The 16,623-nt window shown below is 50.1% G+C and carries 14 protein-coding genes and 1 other annotated feature; of the genes, 2 read left to right on the forward strand and 12 right to left on the reverse strand.

Going from position 1 to position 16,623, the window contains the following annotated elements:
* Positions 1-57 precede the first annotated feature (57 nt).
* The 3 genes from FGI41_RS22925 to trxB form a co-directional block, all read right to left on the reverse strand.
* Complete coding sequence (locus FGI41_RS22925; RefSeq protein ID WP_255298609.1) at positions 58-924, reverse strand: DUF8832 domain-containing protein; 867 nt, start codon at positions 922-924, stop codon at positions 58-60.
* A 64-nt stretch (positions 925-988) separates the two neighbouring features.
* Entirely contained in the window at positions 989-2,104 is a 1,116-nt protein-coding gene (locus FGI41_RS22930; RefSeq protein ID WP_139492632.1) for an aminopeptidase, read from the reverse strand.
* Between the two features lie 94 nt (positions 2,105-2,198).
* Positions 2,199-3,152 (reverse strand): thioredoxin-disulfide reductase, encoded by a 954-nt coding sequence (gene trxB / locus FGI41_RS22935; protein ID WP_139492633.1) that lies wholly within the window; start codon positions 3,150-3,152, stop codon positions 2,199-2,201.
* Positions 3,153-3,320: 168 nt separating this feature from the next.
* On the opposite strand from trxB, the gene FGI41_RS22940 reads away from it, so the two are divergent.
* Positions 3,321-3,893, forward strand: coding sequence for a hypothetical protein (locus FGI41_RS22940; protein ID WP_139492634.1), 573 nt, complete (start codon positions 3,321-3,323; stop codon positions 3,891-3,893).
* A 92-nt stretch (positions 3,894-3,985) separates the two neighbouring features.
* Here FGI41_RS22940 and aceA read toward each other — a convergent pair whose 3' ends face one another.
* From aceA to guaB, 8 genes are all read right to left on the reverse strand, one after another.
* A complete protein-coding gene (gene aceA, locus FGI41_RS22945) occupies positions 3,986-5,269 on the reverse strand; it encodes an isocitrate lyase (RefSeq protein WP_139492635.1) in 1,284 nt (427 codons plus the stop codon).
* A gap of 43 nt (positions 5,270-5,312) precedes the next feature.
* Entirely contained in the window at positions 5,313-6,920 is a 1,608-nt protein-coding gene (aceB, locus tag FGI41_RS22950) for a malate synthase A (RefSeq protein WP_139492636.1), read from the reverse strand.
* 97 nt (positions 6,921-7,017) lie between these two features.
* Entirely contained in the window at positions 7,018-7,167 is a 150-nt protein-coding gene (locus tag FGI41_RS25190; RefSeq protein ID WP_176560408.1) for a DnaJ-like cysteine-rich domain-containing protein, read from the reverse strand.
* A gap of 203 nt (positions 7,168-7,370) precedes the next feature.
* The gene (serS, locus tag FGI41_RS22955; RefSeq protein WP_139492637.1) at positions 7,371-8,660 is read right to left on the reverse strand and encodes a serine--tRNA ligase; all 1,290 of its coding nucleotides are present in this window, start codon (positions 8,658-8,660) and stop codon (positions 7,371-7,373) included.
* A 64-nt stretch (positions 8,661-8,724) separates the two neighbouring features.
* Positions 8,725-8,952 (reverse strand) — a binding site (T-box leader).
* Positions 8,953-9,045: 93 nt separating this feature from the next.
* On the reverse strand, positions 9,046-9,621 hold the full coding sequence (pdxT, locus tag FGI41_RS22960) for a pyridoxal 5'-phosphate synthase glutaminase subunit PdxT (RefSeq protein WP_139492638.1): 576 nt from the start codon (positions 9,619-9,621) through the stop codon (positions 9,046-9,048).
* A gap of 10 nt (positions 9,622-9,631) precedes the next feature.
* A complete protein-coding gene (gene pdxS, locus FGI41_RS22965) occupies positions 9,632-10,516 on the reverse strand; it encodes a pyridoxal 5'-phosphate synthase lyase subunit PdxS (RefSeq protein ID WP_139492639.1) in 885 nt (294 codons plus the stop codon).
* Positions 10,517-10,667: 151 nt separating this feature from the next.
* Positions 10,668-11,972 (reverse strand): D-alanyl-D-alanine carboxypeptidase family protein, encoded by a 1,305-nt coding sequence (locus FGI41_RS22970; protein ID WP_139492640.1) that lies wholly within the window; start codon positions 11,970-11,972, stop codon positions 10,668-10,670.
* A gap of 148 nt (positions 11,973-12,120) precedes the next feature.
* Positions 12,121-13,581, reverse strand: a complete 1,461-nt coding sequence (gene guaB / locus FGI41_RS22975) for an IMP dehydrogenase (protein WP_139492641.1) — start codon at positions 13,579-13,581, stop codon at positions 12,121-12,123.
* A 180-nt stretch (positions 13,582-13,761) separates the two neighbouring features.
* Here guaB and FGI41_RS22980 point away from each other — a divergent pair, with 180 nt between their 5' ends.
* The gene (locus FGI41_RS22980) at positions 13,762-14,907 is read left to right on the forward strand and encodes a YaaC family protein (protein WP_139492642.1); all 1,146 of its coding nucleotides are present in this window, start codon (positions 13,762-13,764) and stop codon (positions 14,905-14,907) included.
* 230 nt (positions 14,908-15,137) lie between these two features.
* Here the strand turns inward: FGI41_RS22980 and FGI41_RS22985 are convergent, their stop codons facing one another.
* Entirely contained in the window at positions 15,138-16,382 is a 1,245-nt protein-coding gene (locus FGI41_RS22985; RefSeq protein WP_255298610.1) for a putative glycoside hydrolase, read from the reverse strand.
* Positions 16,383-16,623 lie beyond the last annotated feature (241 nt).

Here is a 16,623-nt window from a genome sequence, read left to right on the forward strand (position 1 = left end):
CCCTATGTCAGGCAAGCACCTTTTGGATTTCAACATATTTTATTTTTTATGATTTTTTTAAGTTACGTTGACCACATAGGGCACGATGAATACGTTCCCCTGATGCTGAAACTGTCCCCAAATCTTATACAGACCGCTCGTTGGGAACGCTGTCATAAAGCTCGCTTTCGGGCCTGTCGATTTTTCGTCGGTAGGGTGGTTATGCAGATATTGCTCGGTGTCGCCGCTGATGATGACGACGTGACCTGCCGCTCCCAGATACGGCTCCAGATTGGTGATCGGCTGCTTCGTCTGGGCATCTTGGAACGAGAAGGTCAGCTCCACCTCTTCGCCTGCCTGAAGATCCTTGTTGAATTGCAGGGTGACTTCCTTGCCGTCGACGACTTTGGTCAGATTCTCATCTGGTGTGAGCGGGGTCGGCGCAGGTGCATCTCCTCCCACCGTCACCCAGACACTCTTGGACATCGCGGCTTGGCCTGTCGGGATAAAATCTGCGATCAGCTTGTAGTCCCCGCCCGCAGGAAAAGCAGTCGTTAATTCAAACTGCCCATCCTCTTTGTATGTAGGATGCAGATGGTCAAAATAAGACAAATCACTGCTGACCGCGATCAGATGCATCAAATATTCATGATTGATGTCGAATTGCTGGATTGGTTGGCCTGCTTTGTCCTGAATCTGGACCTGGACGGTTGTCTTCTCCTGTGGCTGTGGGTTCGTTGGGGTGAAGGTCCAGGCTGCTTTCACTTGTGCGTTCTGTTCACCGTTTGGATGCTGGTGGTCGGTGTGTCCATCTGCCGCTGGAGCAGGTTGATTTTGCTGGTGTCCGGCATGTGGATTGGCTTGATTCTGGTCTGAGTTGCCGCATGCTGTACTTGTGAGCAGGAGCACCGCCGCCATCATGAGGGGAATCGGGTGTGCTTTCATCGTTGGAAAAGGCTCCTTTCACCTGTTTCCCCCCATTATACCGATACCCCGTACGCTACTCAAATCAGTCAGCCAGCAGGTTCTCCGGGTTGAGCCCAAGCAGGGACTCATGCACGAATCTTCCGTCTTTTCGGATCAGGACATCATCGAACCAGATCTCGCCGCCGCCATACTCGGGCCGCTGGATGTTGATCAGATCCCAGTGGACAGCACTGCGGTTGCCGTTATCCGCTACCATGTAAGCTTGACCCGGTGTGAAGTGGAAGCTCCCTGCGATTTTTTCATCGAACAGGATGTCGTTCATCGGGTGCAGGATCAACGGGTGGATGCCGATGGCGAATTCTCCGATATACCGTGCTCCCTCATCTGTATCGAAAATCTCGTTGAGACGTGCGGTGTTGTTAGAGGTGGCCTCGACGATCTTTCCGTGTTCAAAACGAAGCTGGATATTCTCGAAGTTCGTCCCCTGATACGTACTCGGCGTATTGTACGTGATCACCCCGTTGACGGAGTCGCGTACAGGAGCCGTGTAGACCTCACCGTCTGGCATGTTACGTCGGCCGACCGCGAACGCCTTGCCGATGTCTTTGATCGAAAACTGCAGGTCGGTACCAGGCCCCGTGATTCGCACCCGGTCTGTCTGCTGCATCAGCTCATGCAACGGAATGCTGGCTTGATACATCTTGGCATAATCAATCGAACACACCCCGAAGTAAAAATCTTCGAACGCCTCCAGCGACATATTCGCTTTCTGTGCCAGTGCCCATGTCGGGTAATTGATCAGACAGCCTTTGCTGATATTATCAACGTGCCGAAAGATTTCACGCATCACTTTGCCATACACCTGCCGTCTCTCTACTGGCACATCAGACAGCTCAGTATCATTGATCACCCCGTTGATCGCAAGAAACGCGTCTGCCTTTGTGAACATCGGCTCCTCGATTTCTTTCAACCGGCTGGCATACTCTTCGGTCATCCCCATGAACAGCTCCCGTTGCAGGCTGGGATGAATGATCCGATAGAACGGATAAGCTCCCTTGGCCTGCGCCTGTCTCATCACTTCTTTGGCAAGGGGCAGCCCTTCCCCACGCACCTCGATATAAAGCGTCTCTCCCTTTTGCAGGTCGAGTGAATAGGTAATCAAATTATCTGCGATTTTTGCCAGTCGTGGATCTTGCATGATGATCAACCTCCCTTTTCTCCCCAGTATACAAAAAAAGGTTCCACCCTTGTCGAGAGGGGAACCTTTTTTTCAAAAACTTGTCGGTCACACGCTACTTATTCAGCGTCTGACTCCAGTCATGCACCGCGCTGCCTTCCAAGTACCGTTCGCAATCCAGTGCGGCCATACATCCCGAACCCGCAGCAGTGATAGCTTGGCGGTACTTGTTGTCTTGCACGTCACCGCAGGCAAAAACGCCTTCCACATTGGTCTCTGACGTGCCTGGCTTTACCTTGATATAGCCGATCTCATCTGTTTCGATCTGACCACCGAGAAAAGCCGTGTTCGGACGATGGCCGATCGCGATGAAGATCCCGTCCGTCTCCAATACTTCTTCCTGACCCGTCTCATTGTTCTTCACTTTCAGCCCGGTCACACCGTTCTCACCAGCCACCACTTCTATCGGGGTATTATTGAGACTCCAGGTCACTTTCGGATTCTCACGGGCACGATCCTGCATGATTTTGGAGGCACGCAGCTCTTCACGGCGATGCACGAGCCGCACTTCGGAAGCGAACTTGGTCAAGAAATTCGCCTCTTCCATCGCAGAGTCACCGCCGCCGACCACGATAATCTTTTTACCGCGGAAAAAGAAGCCGTCACACGTCGCGCAGGTACTCACCCCGCGTCCGATATTTTCCCGCTCATTCGGAATCTCTAGCATCTTAGCTGAGGCCCCGGTGGAGATGATCAACGCTTGGGTCTGGATCTCACCTTTTCCTTCTACTTTGAGTGTAAAAGGACGCTTCGACAGATCCACCTCTGTCACCCACCCGCGTTCAAAAGTCGCACCGAACCGCTCCGCCTGTTTGCGCATATTCTCCATCAGTTCAGGGCCCATGATACCGTCAGGAAAGCCGGGGAAGTTCTCCACCTCTGTCGTCAGCGTCAGCTGCCCGCCAGGCTGATCCCCTTCGATCACCAATGGATTCATATTCGCACGAGCCAAGTATATAGCCGCCGTCAAGCCAGACGGTCCTGTTCCCAACACAACAACCTTGTGCATGAAACTCCCTCCCGTAAATACAGTCATCTGTATCATCATGGCTTTTTTTGCGCTGTTTTATGATGGGTTTTCTCTATTTTATTGATTATATTCATGTTATGTTCGTCAGCATGCCAGATAAAGATCACCTTACATTAAAATGGGGATACTAAGAAAGAAGGTATTGTCTTGAGAAAAATTGGTGTATTTCTAACAGTATTCGCAACACTAGGAGTTATGTATTATTTTACTGACCTTAATTTAACCAAACACTATAGCCCAAAAGTACATATGACAATTTATGAAAAAGAATCAGACCTGAGGAAATTCTCCACTTTGGTCGTTACAGGAACACCAATCAAGTCAGAGCCCAAAATTATCTATGACCAAGATGGTTACCTTGAAACAGCTGACCAAAAGACACAATTCCAAGTCGATCAGGTTATTAAAGATGATACTAAATCAATTAAAAAAGGAGATATTATCCCTGTATACGAGCCAGTCGCTACAATTGATAATAATGGCGTAATTCCAGGGAAAATGGTCCGTTCAATTGCCGGTTATACCCAAATGGATCCCACTAAAAAATATCGGATTTACCTTACTCCCGGTTACGATCCTGAACCCATTTGGATTATTGAAAGTGCCGCTTATGGAAAATTCAACGTAGATGGAAAAGACGCTCAAGAGGATAAATATATTGAAGATACTGGTTTATATCAAAATGTGAAGAAGGAGGTTATGAAACAATCAACGAACTAGAACAAAAAATTTTTCAATGTCTATCTGATGAAAATAGAAAAAAAGAACTCAGAGAGCTGTCTCAAGCCCTTTGAGTTCTTTTTTGCCTGTTCTTAGTGCTGCTCAGTAAACTGCTCTTCCTCAGTAGACCCTGTCAGCGCTGTCGTCGAAGATTTACCGCCAGCGATAGCCTGTGCTACCTCGTCGAAGTAACCTGTACCTACCTCACGTTGGTGACGGGTCGCGGTATAGCCGTGAACCTCGCTGCCAAACTCAGCCTGCTGCAGTTCGGAGTAAGCCGCCATGCCACGATCTTTGTAGCCTCGTGCCAGCTCGAACATGCTGTGGTTGAGGGCATGGAAGCCAGCCAAGGTGACGAATTGGAACTTGTAACCCATTTTGCCCAGCTCATCCTGGAATTTGGCGATGGTCTCATCATCCAGCTTCTTTTTCCAGTTGAAGGACGGGGAGCAGTTGTACGCCAGCAGTTTGCCTGGGAACTTCTCATGGATCGCTTCGGCAAAACGCTTCGCTTCCTCGATGTTCGGCTCAGAAGTCTCGCACCAGATCAGGTCAGCGTATGGTGCATAAGCCAGACCGCGTGCAATCGCTGCGTCGAGACCGCCTTTGATGCGGAAGAAGCCCTCATCTGTTCTCTCACCTGTAACAAACTCGCGGTCACGCTGGTCGACGTCGCTGGTGAGCAGGAATGCCCCGTTGGCATCGGTACGCGCTACGATGATGGTCGGCACACCCATGACATCAGCAGCAAGGCGGGCTGCCACGAGGTTACGGATAGCCGCTTGGGTCGGGATCAATACTTTACCGCCCATGTGACCGCATTTTTTCTCAGAAGCAAGCTGATCCTCGAAGTGTACACCAGCAGCGCCTGCTTCGATCATGCCTTTCATCAGTTCAAATACGTTGAGTGGGCCACCGAAGCCAGCCTCTGCGTCCGCCACGATCGGCACGAACCAGTCGAGATCGGATTTGCCTTCGGAGTGGGTGATCTGGTCAGCGCGTTGGAGTGCCTGATTGATACGTTTGACGACCATCGGCACGCTGTTGGCTGGATAGAGAGACTGGTCAGGGTACATCTGCCCAGCGAGGTTCGCGTCCGCAGCTACCTGCCAGCCACTCAGATAGATCGCTTGCAGACCTGCTTTGACCTGTTGCATCGCTTGGTTCCCGGTAAGTGCTCCGAGTGCCTTGATATGCGGCTCGGTATGAAGCGACTTCCAGAGACGCTCAGCACCACGGCGGGCCAGCGTATATTCGATCTGCAGAGATCCGCGCAGGCGGATGACATCCTCCGCAGTGTACGGGCGTTCAATCCCTTTAAAACGTTCTGATTTCCATTGTTCCTCTAATTGGCGAGCTTGTTCTTGCAATGTCATGTGTTCTCCACTCCTTGGATTTTGGTTTTTTGGGTCAAAAAGTTTAGCTGAGATATTCATAACCTGGGATGGTCAGGAATTCGATGAAGTCGTCGTTGCGTACAGTTTCCATGAACAGCTCTGTCGCCAGTGGGAATTGCCCGCCAAGGTAAGCTTCCTCACCCAAGCTTTGTTTGATTTTGTCTAATTCCTCTGTGACCAGTTGTTCGACCAGTTCCAGTGTTACTTTTTGTCCGTCTTGCAGGACGCCTTTCGGATGGCGTACCCATTGCCATACCTGTGCGCGGGAGATTTCGGCGGTGGCCGCGTCTTCCATCAGGTTGAAGATCGGCACGGCTCCATAGCCTCTCAACCACGCTTCGATGTATTGAATGCCAACACTTATGTTTGTGCGCAAGCCCGTCTCGGTGATTGAACCTTCTGGCACCGCGATCAGCTCAGCAGCCGTGACCTGCACATCTTCACGCTGACGGTGTACTTGATTGGGGGTCGTCATGATCTCATCAAACACCTGCATCGCCACCGGAACCAATGCTGGGTGGGCTACCCATGTGCCATCGTGACCGTCACGTGCTTCCCGCTCTTTGTCAGCGCGGACTTTTTGCATCGCTTCTTCGTTGGCTTGGGGGTTGTTGCGTACTGGAATCTGTGCAGCCATCCCGCCCATCGCATGTGCGCCACGGCGGTGACAGGTCTTGATCGTATGAAGCGTATAGGAACGCATGAACGGTACGGTCATCGTGACCAGTGCCCGGTCAGGCAGGATCACATCAGGCTTCTTACAGAACTTTTTCATATAGCTGAAAATATAGTCCCAGCGTCCACAATTCAGTCCCGCACTGTGTTCGCGAAGTTCATATAAGATTTCATCCAGTTCAAAGGTTGCGAGAATGGTTTCAACGAGGACGGTCGCTTTGATCGTTCCTTCGGGGATGCCGAGTTCTTGTTGGGCGAAGCAGAAGACATCGTTCCAGAGCCGTGCTTCGAGATGGCTCTCCATCTTCGGCAGATAAAAGTAGGGGCCGGAGCCTTTGGCGAGGAGTGTTTTGGCGTTGTGATAGAAGTAGAGTCCGAAGTCGAAAAGGCTCGCGGAGATCGGTTTGCCGTCAATTAAGACGTGTTTTTCGAGAAGGTGCCAGCCGCGTGGGCGGACGAGCAGGGTAGCGATCTGCTCATTGAGCTTGTAGGCTTTGCCTTCCGGGCTGATATAGTCGATCGTGCGGTTGATCGCATCGCGCAGGTTGAGTTGACCGTTGATCGTATTCTCCCAAGTCGGCGAGTTGGCGTCTTCGAAGTCAGCCATAAAAGCCTTCGCTCCCGAGTTAAACGCATTGATCACCATCTTACGGTCACCCGCAGGTCCCGTAATCTCAACGCGGCGGTCTTGCAGATCAGCAGGCACGGGTGCTACCGTCCACTCGCTGTTCCGGATCTGTGCCGTTTCTTTGAGAAAATCGGGAAGTATCCCCTGGTTGAGCTCCTTCTGCCGCTCGATCCGCCGCTGTAACAGCTCTTCCCGGGTTGAGCCAAACGTCCGCACCAGCTTGGTGATGAAGCCGATTGCTTCCGGAGTCAAAATCTCGGCAAAGGGAGGGGTGATCTCTGCTGTAATCTGTACACCTGCTGGATAACGATTGATTTCTGTCGTCATTGTCAGGTAGGCCCCCTTTCAAGGCAAGGTTATTATACTACAGATATATTTTATGTTTTGTATTATAGTACAGATTAGTCAAAAAAAATCGGCTTGCTTAGTCGAGCAATCCAGAACCAGCACATCCGTGGCAGCTGATCGCACCGTCACCATGGCAACGATGGCACTCTCCGCCATCATGATGACCTTTCCCACTGCAATGACCACAATCTGTTTCACCGTTTCCGTTGCATTTGTAACAATCCATTTGAAAATGCCTCCTTCTTTCTTGTTTGTTTTACTGTATTATAACAAGTTGCTTTGTTAGTAGTTATTCTATAACAATCTACCTCATCTTGCAACAACATTTTCCAAAATCTTTTGCCCATTTTGCGTAAAACAAAAGCGGCTCTAGGGAAAATCCCTTGAGCCGCCTGCATTCTTATGATTCAAAACTGTTATGATACAGCTTTATTTTTTTGCTTTTGGAGCGATCACTGTGATACCACCCATGTATGGACGGAGTGGTTCTGGAATCACTACAGTGCCATCTGCCTGTTGGTAGTTCTCCAGAATCGCTGCCATCGTACGGCCAATCGCCAGGCCGGAACCGTTGAGCGTGTGTACGAATTCTGGCTTGGATTTGGCATCACGACGGAAACGGATGTTGGCACGACGCGCTTGGAAGTCCTCAAAATTGGAACAGGAAGAGATCTCACGGTATGTGTTATAGCTCGCAAGCCACACTTCGATGTCGTATTTCTTCGCCGCTGTGAAGCCGAGGTCGCCTGTGCACATGCTCATGACGCGGTATGGAAGGCCGAGCAGCTGGAGTACGCGCTCTGCATTCGCAGTCAATTTCTCCAGCTCTTCATAGGAGTCTTCCGGCTTCACGAACTTCACCAGCTCCACTTTGTTGAATTGGTGCTGACGGATCAGACCACGCGTGTCGCGGCCGGCAGAACCCGCCTCAGAACGGAAGCACGCACTGTACGCGGAATAGTAGAGCGGCAGTTGGTTTCCGTCGAGGATTTCTTCACGGTGCATGTTGGTGACTGGCACTTCCGCCGTTGGGATCAGGAAGTAATCATTTGCATCCACCTTGAATGCATCTTCTTCAAACTTCGGCAATTGGCCTGTCCCGGTCATGCTCGCACGGTTGACGATATACGGCGGGATCACTTCTTCATAGCCATGCTCATTGGAGTGCAGATCCATCATAAAGTTGATCAGTGCGCGCTCCAGACGTGCGCCTAGCCCTTTGTATACGACGAAGCGGCTTCCGGTGATTTTGGACGCTGCCTCAAAATCAACGATCCCCAGCTCAGAAGCCAACTCCCAGTGTGGTTTTGGTTCAAAATCAAAAGTTGGCACATCGCCCCATGTACGGTGCAGTACATTGTCATCTTCGGTTTCGCCGACCGGTGTGCTTTCGTGCGGCAGGTTAGGCAGGCTTAACAGGATGTCGGTGAGCTGCTCATCCAGTACGCGCAGCTCCTCGTCGAGTGACTTGATCCGGTCATTGACCTCTTTCATCTCCGCGATCAGGTGATCGGCATTTTCTTTATTGCGCTTGAGCACCGCTACTTGCTCGGAGACGGTGTTACGCTTGTTTTTCAACACATCTGCTTCTTGGATCACATTGCGGCGCTTCTCATCTACTTCTGCGAACTGATCCAGTGCACTGATATCTTCATTACGGTGAGCGAGGCGACGTCTTACCTCCTCCAGATCATGCCGGAGTACTTTGGCATCTAACATAGTCTATATCCCTCCATCAAATGAACAACTGTATGTAGACATAAATAAAAACACTCATCCCCCACTAAGGGACGAATGTTCAGTATCCGCGTTGCCACCCTCTTTGGCTGTCAGCTTAGACAACTAAGCAACAACCCACCTTGACTACGTGATAACGGTACGTAAACCGGGCCGGGTTCACTCCCCTGCCACTCTAGGATGGATTCGTCTGTGCAACGGATCGGTTTCCACCAGCCACCGACTCTCTTGACCGTCTTGCAAGCAAACTACTTGTTCCTGTCGACGTTTTTTTCCATGTGGTATGTACATACTTATTTTTCTAATTTACTACAACTTCTATACGGGTGTAAATAAAAAAGCACCACAAAGGGTGCTTTTTCTTAGGCTATGCCCGATATTCCTTCACCATGTCGATGAAGTACTTATGCAGACGGTTATCTTCGGTCAACTCTGGGTGGAAGGCGCATGCGAGGAATTGTCCTTCTCGTGCGAGGACGATTTTGTCATCGTACTTCGCGAGGACTTCTGCATTCGCGCCTACTTCCATGATGTATGGTGCGCGGATGAACACCGCCACATAATCTGGAGCCACACCAGCAACTGGCAGAGCAGCCTCGAAGCTGTCCTTCTGACGTCCGAAGGCGTTGCGTTCTACCTTCATGTCCATCAGCTTCAGGTGAGCGTCGTCTTGCCCCTGAATGCGGTCAGCCAGCAGGATGGCACCAGCGCATGTACCGAAGATCGGCTTCTTCTCGCTGGCAAACTGACGGAGAGCGTCGATAAAACCGTACTTGTCCATCAGCTTACGCATTGTGGTGCTCTCACCGCCCGGCAGAACCAGACCGTCCAGCTCTTCCAGTTGTTCTGTTTTCTTGACAGCGGCCGCTTCCACTCCTGCTGATTCCAGCAGGCGGATATGCTCGATCACTGCGCCCTGTAAGGCAAGTACACCGATCTTCATAGGGTTCACCTTACCAGCCGCGCTCTTGCATACGGTCTTGTGGGCTGATTTTGGAGATTTCCAGACCAGTCATTGCAGCGCCGAGGTCTTTGGACACGCGAGCGATCAGTTCGTAGTCTTGGTAGTGAGTAGTTGCTTCTACGATTGCACGGGCGAATTTCTCTGGGTTGTCGGATTTGAAGATACCAGAACCGACGAACACGCCTTCTGCGCCCAGCTCCATCATCAGTGCTGCGTCCGCAGGAGTTGCTACGCCACCTGCTGCGAAGTTAACAACTGGCAGTTTACCGTTTTTGTGTACATATTCCATGAGTTCATATGGTGCGCCGAGGTTTTTCGCTTCAGCCATCAGCTCATCATAAGACATTGCTTGCACTTTACGGATTTGAGAGTTCATGGTACGCATGTGGCGAACTGCTTCTACGATGTTACCAGTACCTGGCTCACCTTTTGTACGGATCATGGACGCACCTTCACCGATACGGCGGAGAGCTTCACCCAGATCGCGGGCACCGCACACGAATGGAACGGTGTAGTCTTTTTTATTCAGGTGGAATACTTCGTCAGCCGGAGTCAGAACTTCACTCTCGTCCAGATAGTCTACACCCAGAGATTCCAGCACGCGGGCTTCTACAATGTGACCGATACGGCATTTTGCCATAACCGGGATGGAAACCGCACTCAATACCTCTTCAACGATACGCAGATCAGCCATACGTGCTACGCCGCCTGCTGCACGGATATCGGAAGGCACGCGCTCAAGTGCCATTACTGCTACAGCACCAGCCGCTTCCGCGATTTTTGCTTGTTCAGCGTTGATTACGTCCATGATGACGCCGCCTTTTTGCATCTCAGCCATGCCTCTTTTTACACGAGAAGTACCTACTTCAGCCATTAGATTTAAGCCCCCTACCAGAATGTTCTAGCTCACATTGAGATTAAATGTTAAGAATTTACGCTCTCCTTAACAGAATCTATTGTAACCAACGATACCCAAAAAGACAACCAGCCTACTTGGAAATCTAGACTGGTTGAGGTTGTTCTTATTATTTACCTGTCGCACCGCTAAACATGTCACCGAAGAATTGGATAATACTTCTAAACAAAAGACGAATCCAGCTTGCTTCCTCCACATCCTGGGCAGCCACAACGTTTATGCCGCTTTTTTGAGTCTCGGATGGGGAGAGATATTCGTAAGTTTCCCCTTTGAGGATCACTTTTCCGATCACGTCGCCCTTTTTGATTGGAGCCACGAGATCTTTATTGAATTCGACGGTTGCTTCCACTTTGCCGTCCTGACCGATTTTGCCGATATCGTTCAGATCGGATTCAATCACAGCCGGTACTTCAAGCTCTACACCTTTGGATACAGGTGCCGTTTCAAAACCTTTGATCGATGCACCCTTGTCCAATTTTTTCGTCAGTTTAAATGTGCTGAAGCCATAGTCGAGCAATTTTTTCGTTTCTACAAAACGTTTCTGTTCAGAGTCAGTACCCATTACAACCGTGATCAGACGCAGATTGTCGCGGATCGCTGTACCAGTGAAGCAATATTTGGCTTCTGCGGTATAACCTGTTTTGAGACCGTCTACACCTGGATATTCATTCGGCAGACCTGGGAGCATCCAGTTGTAGTTGGCTTTCTTGAGCGGATTGGCTGTGCCTTCACGGAAAGTCAGCCTAGGGATCTTGGAGTATTCCAAAGCATCCGGGAAATCACGGATCAAGGCGCGGGCGAGAATTGCTGCATCGCGCGCTGACATGACGTTGTCTCGACCATTGTTGGCAGTTGGTGCGTATTGTCCTAATTCATTAGCAGGCAGGCCGGATGACGTGGCATAAAACGTATTGGTCATGCCAAGCTCCTGTGCCTTTTTGTTCATCATCTGTACGAAGTTTGGTTCAGAGCCTGCTACTTTTTCCGCAAGCAGTACGGTGGCATCGTTGGCAGATGCGATCGCCATTGCTTTGTACAGGTCTTTGACGGCGTGGGATTCACCCATGTTGAGGTATACCCCGGCAGAATCGCTCATTTTGGCGACCCAGAACGCGTACTCACTTACCGGTACTTGGTCTTCCCACTTGATCTTGTTTTGCTTTACCGCTTCAAGCACCAGATACTCTGTCATCATCTTGGTCATGCTGGCTGGTGGAAGTGGAATGTCCGGATTGTTTTTATACAGAACTTTCCCCGTAGAAGCCTCTACAAGGATCGCAGACTTCACGGCTAATTGTAGATTCGGAGCCACTTCCTGCGCCCCAGCTTGGGTTGCGCTCATCATCAGACTGGAACAGAAAAGGGTCACGCTCAGTACCGCACCCACCAGTCTGGATGTCCATCTGGATTTCATGTGCTGTTCACTCTCCCATACTCTATTTGTTGATATGGACACACAATCTCTAGTTTACCATAAGTAAATTGATGAACGTAGTCTTTTTCTAGAATGAGTAAAAAGACCCCTCTCAGCCACAGAGAGGAGTCCGTCTAGTTCTATTTGATTAGGAAATCGAGTAGTTAGGTGCTTCTTTGGTAATCTGTACATCGTGTGGATGGCTCTCGCGCAAGCCAGCACCCGTGATACGGATGAACTTGGATTTCTCACGAAGCTCTTGGATGGTAGGTGTACCGCAGTAGCCCATACCAGCACGCAGACCACCGATCAGCTGGTAGACCACGTCAGCGAGCGGCCCTTTGTAAGGTACGCGGCCTTCGATACCCTCTGGAACCAATTTTTTCGCGTTATCTTGGAAGTAACGGTCACTGGAGCCTGCTTTCATCGCCCCGATGGAACCCATTCCACGATAGACCTTGAAGCGGCGGCCTTGGAAAATTTCAAATTCGCCTGGGCTCTCTTCTGTCCCTGCGAACAGGCTGCCCACCATGATGACAGACGCACCAGCGCCGATTGCTTTTGGCAGGTCACCGGAGTACTTGATCCCACCGTCAGCGATCAACGGAATGTTATATTCACGAGCAACCGATGCGCAATCATAAATCGCAGAAACCTGTGGTACACCGATACCGGCTACGACACGAGTGGTACAGATGGAACCAGGTCCGATCCCTACTTTAACCACGGATGCACCTGCTTCGATCAGGTCACGGGTTGCTTCGCCTGTCGCCACGTTACCAGCTACGATAGTCAGATCTGGGTATGCAGCGCGAAGTTGTTTTACAGTATTAATAACGCCGAGAGAATGACCATGTGCTGTATCGACTACCAGCATATCGACACCATGCTCGACCAATGCCGCTGCACGCTCAAACGTATCAGCAGACACACCCACCGCAGCCGCGCAAAGCAGACGGCCTTGCTTATCTTTTGCTGCATTCGGGTATTGGATCGCTTTTTCAATATCTTTGATGGTAATCAAGCCTTTGAGGATATTGTTCTCATCCACCAATGGCAGCTTCTCGATTTTGTGCTTTTGCAGGGTCGATTCCGCTTGCTGCAGGGTGGTCCCTACTGGTGCGGTTACGAGGTTTTCTTTCGTCATGACTTGGGAGATCGGTGTAGAAAAATCATGGACAAAGCGCAGGTCACGGTTAGTCAAAATCCCGATCAAGCGGTTCCCCTCATCAACAATCGGAACACCGGAGATTTTGAATTTCCCCATAAGCGCATCAGCATCAGAAACCTTGTGATCTGGCGTCAGTGAAAATGGATTGGTGATAACGCCGCTTTCGGAACGTTTTACGCGATCCACTTCACTTGCTTGTTGCTCGATGGTCATATTTTTATGGATGACCCCGATACCACCTTGACGAGCCATAGCAATCGCCATTGCAGATTCTGTGACGGTATCCATACCTGCACTGATCAATGGGATGTTCAACTTTACATTTTCACTCAGGCTGACCGTAACATCCACATCGCGTGGAAGGACCTCAGATCTGGCTGGAACTAGTAAAACGTCATCGAATGTAAGGCCTTCCTTGGCAAATTTATTTTCCCACACTGCAAAGATTCCCCTTTCGCCCCAAAATGTTTTTCCTAGTTTAGCAAACCGCTTAATTTACTGTCAAGAATGAAACATAATGTTCGGTTTTGTAGGGCAAACTAAAGTTGATTCTCTTTATTACTCTAAAGTAGATTTTATTTTTCCGAATATTTAATTTGTATTGGTGGTGTATTTCACATGATCCGATCCGTATGGGACTCCCTGCGTTATCTCGAAACAGAACCGACCGCACGTAAATTTCTCACCCAATCTTATTCGGCTCACGGGCTGGAGCATCCAGAGCGGCACGCTTTTCAGCAAAGCAACCGTTTTTTATATACGTGGAAACAAGCTCGCGCCTATTATGATGCCGCCTCCCGAAGTGATTTACTCATTCGTCCGATGCTGCTTTTTTATGGCTGTGTCCATCTGCTTAAAGGCCTCCTGATCGCCAAAGACCCGCTCTACCCACAAAATTCCCGCATGCTCCAGCACGGGGTCACGACCCGCAAAATCAAAAAAAATCCGTATCAACTGCTCGAGGACGAAATCCGCCCGCAAAAAGAGGGATTGTTCGCCTATCTCGCCGATGTTCGCAAGCTATCACCTCTGCAAGACCGCTACACCACCTCACAGCTGTTTAGCTTTCTGCCTGACCTGCTCGATGATTATTACCTGGTCACCGGAGAAAAAAGCAACTGGCTCCCCGTTGATCTGGCCCAACACCCTGAGAACCGCGATCATATTCAGCTGCGGTTTCCAGACGGCCACACTGGAGCGCTGGCCTACTCTCCCGAAACGTTTTTGCATTACCTCAGCCGTACCGCACCCGAAGAACTCGTCCCATTCTTAAGGCCCGAGGACGTACCAGCACCCTCCATGCCACTGCAAGACCCTGAACGTATCATCTCTGCCCCTTTCCAAAAAGCAGACAAGCCGGACAACCAAGCTCCTATTCCCAAAACATACAAGCTGGACAACCAAGCTTCTATTCCCAAAACACACATGCCCGCTGCACAAGCTGCTTCTACCCTAAAAACATTCAAGCTGCCTCTACAAGCGAAGCAGCTTCTCAACCAGCACCCTCTGTTCACCCAATGCGGACAAGGACAGCTCTATTTCTGGAACCACCACACCCCAGATCCTCCGCTCCCAGTCTGGGCGGCCCATTACCTGTTGCTGTACCTCTTCGGCATGCTCTGCCGCTACGAGACCGAATGGTGGGGAGAACTCACCCTGTCCCACTCCTACGCCGAAATCTACCTCGTCGAAAAGTTCCTCAAGCTGCATGAGCACAGCTTCCCACACATGCTGCTGCAGGAACTCAACATGACCAACAGCTAACCCTAGCCCTAGCCTTAACCCCGTACTGTTTTAAACGATGTTTTTATAACCCCCCTGCATAGATAGCCTGAATGTGCAAAAAACACCCAGCCGCATAGTCAACTGGGTGTCTTTCCACTTTGCTTTATCATTCTTTTGGCTTTATCATTCTTTTGGCTTCTGCATCCTTACCTTCGAATTGCCTAACTCCTCATCACTCATACAGCTTCTCTCGGATTGCCAGCCCAACCTTACCTCCGCCAAGCTCCTTCGCTGTACGAGTTCCCCGCATCCCAAATCAAATACTCCTCCACCCCGAGCTCTTTCCCCGCTCTAATCTGCTCCAGGACCTCTCTAGGGCCATAATTGATATGCCCCCGTACCCATGTCGCCGTGAAGTCCTGATACCAAGGCCGGATGACCGCTGGCTGCCTTCCTGCTGCCAGAACCAGCTGATCCTTTTTCTGCGCATCCTTCAGCCCGTTAAGAATGGTCTCATACGGCTTCGCATCCGGCACAGCCAGTCCATATGTTCCATTGGCATAGTGGGACGGGTACATCATTGGTGACACATAATCAATCTCAGGCGTCACCAGCTCCCACTTTTGACCGATCCCCATATCATCCGTTACCGATGACACCAAGCCAAAAATATCAGCAGACACATACACGTTATAAGGCTCCAGCTCTTTTCTCGCATACGCCAAAAAATCCGCGATCACCTGCTGCTTCGGCTTCCCATTCTGCTGATAAAAGGCAACTTCGGCATCCACCCGTTTTCCCCCTTCTGGGAACCGCACATAATCAAACTGGATCTCCTTGAAGCCCTTTTTAGCCGCCTCTTTCGCCATCGCGATATTATAATCCCAAACTTCCTTCCGATACGGATCAATCCACATGACGCCTTTACGATCGCGCCACACCCCACCCGTTTTTCGCTGCATCGCCCATTCTGGCTTCTTCCCAGCTAAATACGGGTCCTTAAAACAAACAATACGGGCAATCGTATACACATTATTCTCGTTAAGCGTCTGTACCAGTTGATCCATATCTGCAACAAATGTCACACCATCTGCCTGAATCCGTTTGGCCAGCGGAACCGATGTCTTATAAGTAATCCGCCCCTCATCTTCTTTCATATCGATCACCATGGCATTTAATTCCGTACTGTTTACCAGATTCAATAGCTTCCGGAAATTACTATTCCCAGCAGACCACCCAGTCAAATAGATCCCCTTTGCCTTTACAGGGATCTTTTCTTTACTCAATTGCTGATGCGAATACATCAATTGATCATCCGTCCACGCCTGCAAAGGCACCGCATTCACCTGATTCTGATTGACTGTTGCTGTATTCCCCTGTTGCTGACTTACATCACTTGATGCTACCGCAGGCACACTCTGCTGCGGCCCAGAGGCGCTCTCACACCCATACACAGACATAATCACCAAAAGAAATAACATAAATAAAACAGGACGGGAATTCTTCGATATCACAAGGCGATACCTCCTTCTCCGAGGATGGGGTCTTCGTTTCGTTCAACCATCCTTAGTATATGAAAAGGAGTTATACAACTTGTCTTATTTCTTATTCCTCTTTTTTGAAAAACAAAAAAAGCCAGTCTGTCGTCGACCGGCTCCGGTTGTTTCTTGAAAACTGGAAGCAAGCATGCAAGTAATGTGGATAAGTCCTCGACCGATTAGTACTCGTCAGCTCCACGCGTTACCGCGCTTCCAC

Origin of the sequence: Brevibacillus dissolubilis (assembly GCF_006170445.1) — a bacterium.
Classification (GTDB): Bacteria; Bacillota; Bacilli; order Brevibacillales; family Brevibacillaceae; genus Brevibacillus_B; species Brevibacillus_B dissolubilis.

What these genes read in the sequence shown, in the direction of transcription:
- FGI41_RS22925 (WP_255298609.1), bottom strand. Translation starts at nt 924, where the DNA reads ATGAAAGCACACCCGATTCCCCTCATGATGGCGGCGGTGCTCCTGCTC.
- FGI41_RS22930 (WP_139492632.1), bottom strand. Translation starts at nt 2,104, where the DNA reads ATGCAAGATCCACGACTGGCAAAAATCGCAGATAATTTGATTACCTAT.
- trxB (WP_139492633.1), bottom strand. Translation starts at nt 3,152, where the DNA reads ATGCACAAGGTTGTTGTGTTGGGAACAGGACCGTCTGGCTTGACGGCG.
- aceA (WP_139492635.1), bottom strand. Translation starts at nt 5,269, where the DNA reads ATGACATTGCAAGAACAAGCTCGCCAATTAGAGGAACAATGGAAATCA.
- aceB (WP_139492636.1), bottom strand. Translation starts at nt 6,920, where the DNA reads ATGACGACAGAAATCAATCGTTATCCAGCAGGTGTACAGATTACAGCA.
- FGI41_RS25190 (WP_176560408.1), bottom strand. Translation starts at nt 7,167, where the DNA reads ATGGATTGTTACAAATGCAACGGAAACGGTGAAACAGATTGTGGTCAT.
- serS (WP_139492637.1), bottom strand. Translation starts at nt 8,660, where the DNA reads ATGTTAGATGCCAAAGTACTCCGGCATGATCTGGAGGAGGTAAGACGT.
- pdxT (WP_139492638.1), bottom strand. Translation starts at nt 9,621, where the DNA reads ATGAAGATCGGTGTACTTGCCTTACAGGGCGCAGTGATCGAGCATATC.
- pdxS (WP_139492639.1), bottom strand. Translation starts at nt 10,516, where the DNA reads ATGGCTGAAGTAGGTACTTCTCGTGTAAAAAGAGGCATGGCTGAGATG.
- FGI41_RS22970 (WP_139492640.1), bottom strand. Translation starts at nt 11,972, where the DNA reads ATGAAATCCAGATGGACATCCAGACTGGTGGGTGCGGTACTGAGCGTG.
- FGI41_RS22980 (WP_139492642.1), top strand. Translation starts at nt 13,762, where the DNA reads ATGATCCGATCCGTATGGGACTCCCTGCGTTATCTCGAAACAGAACCG.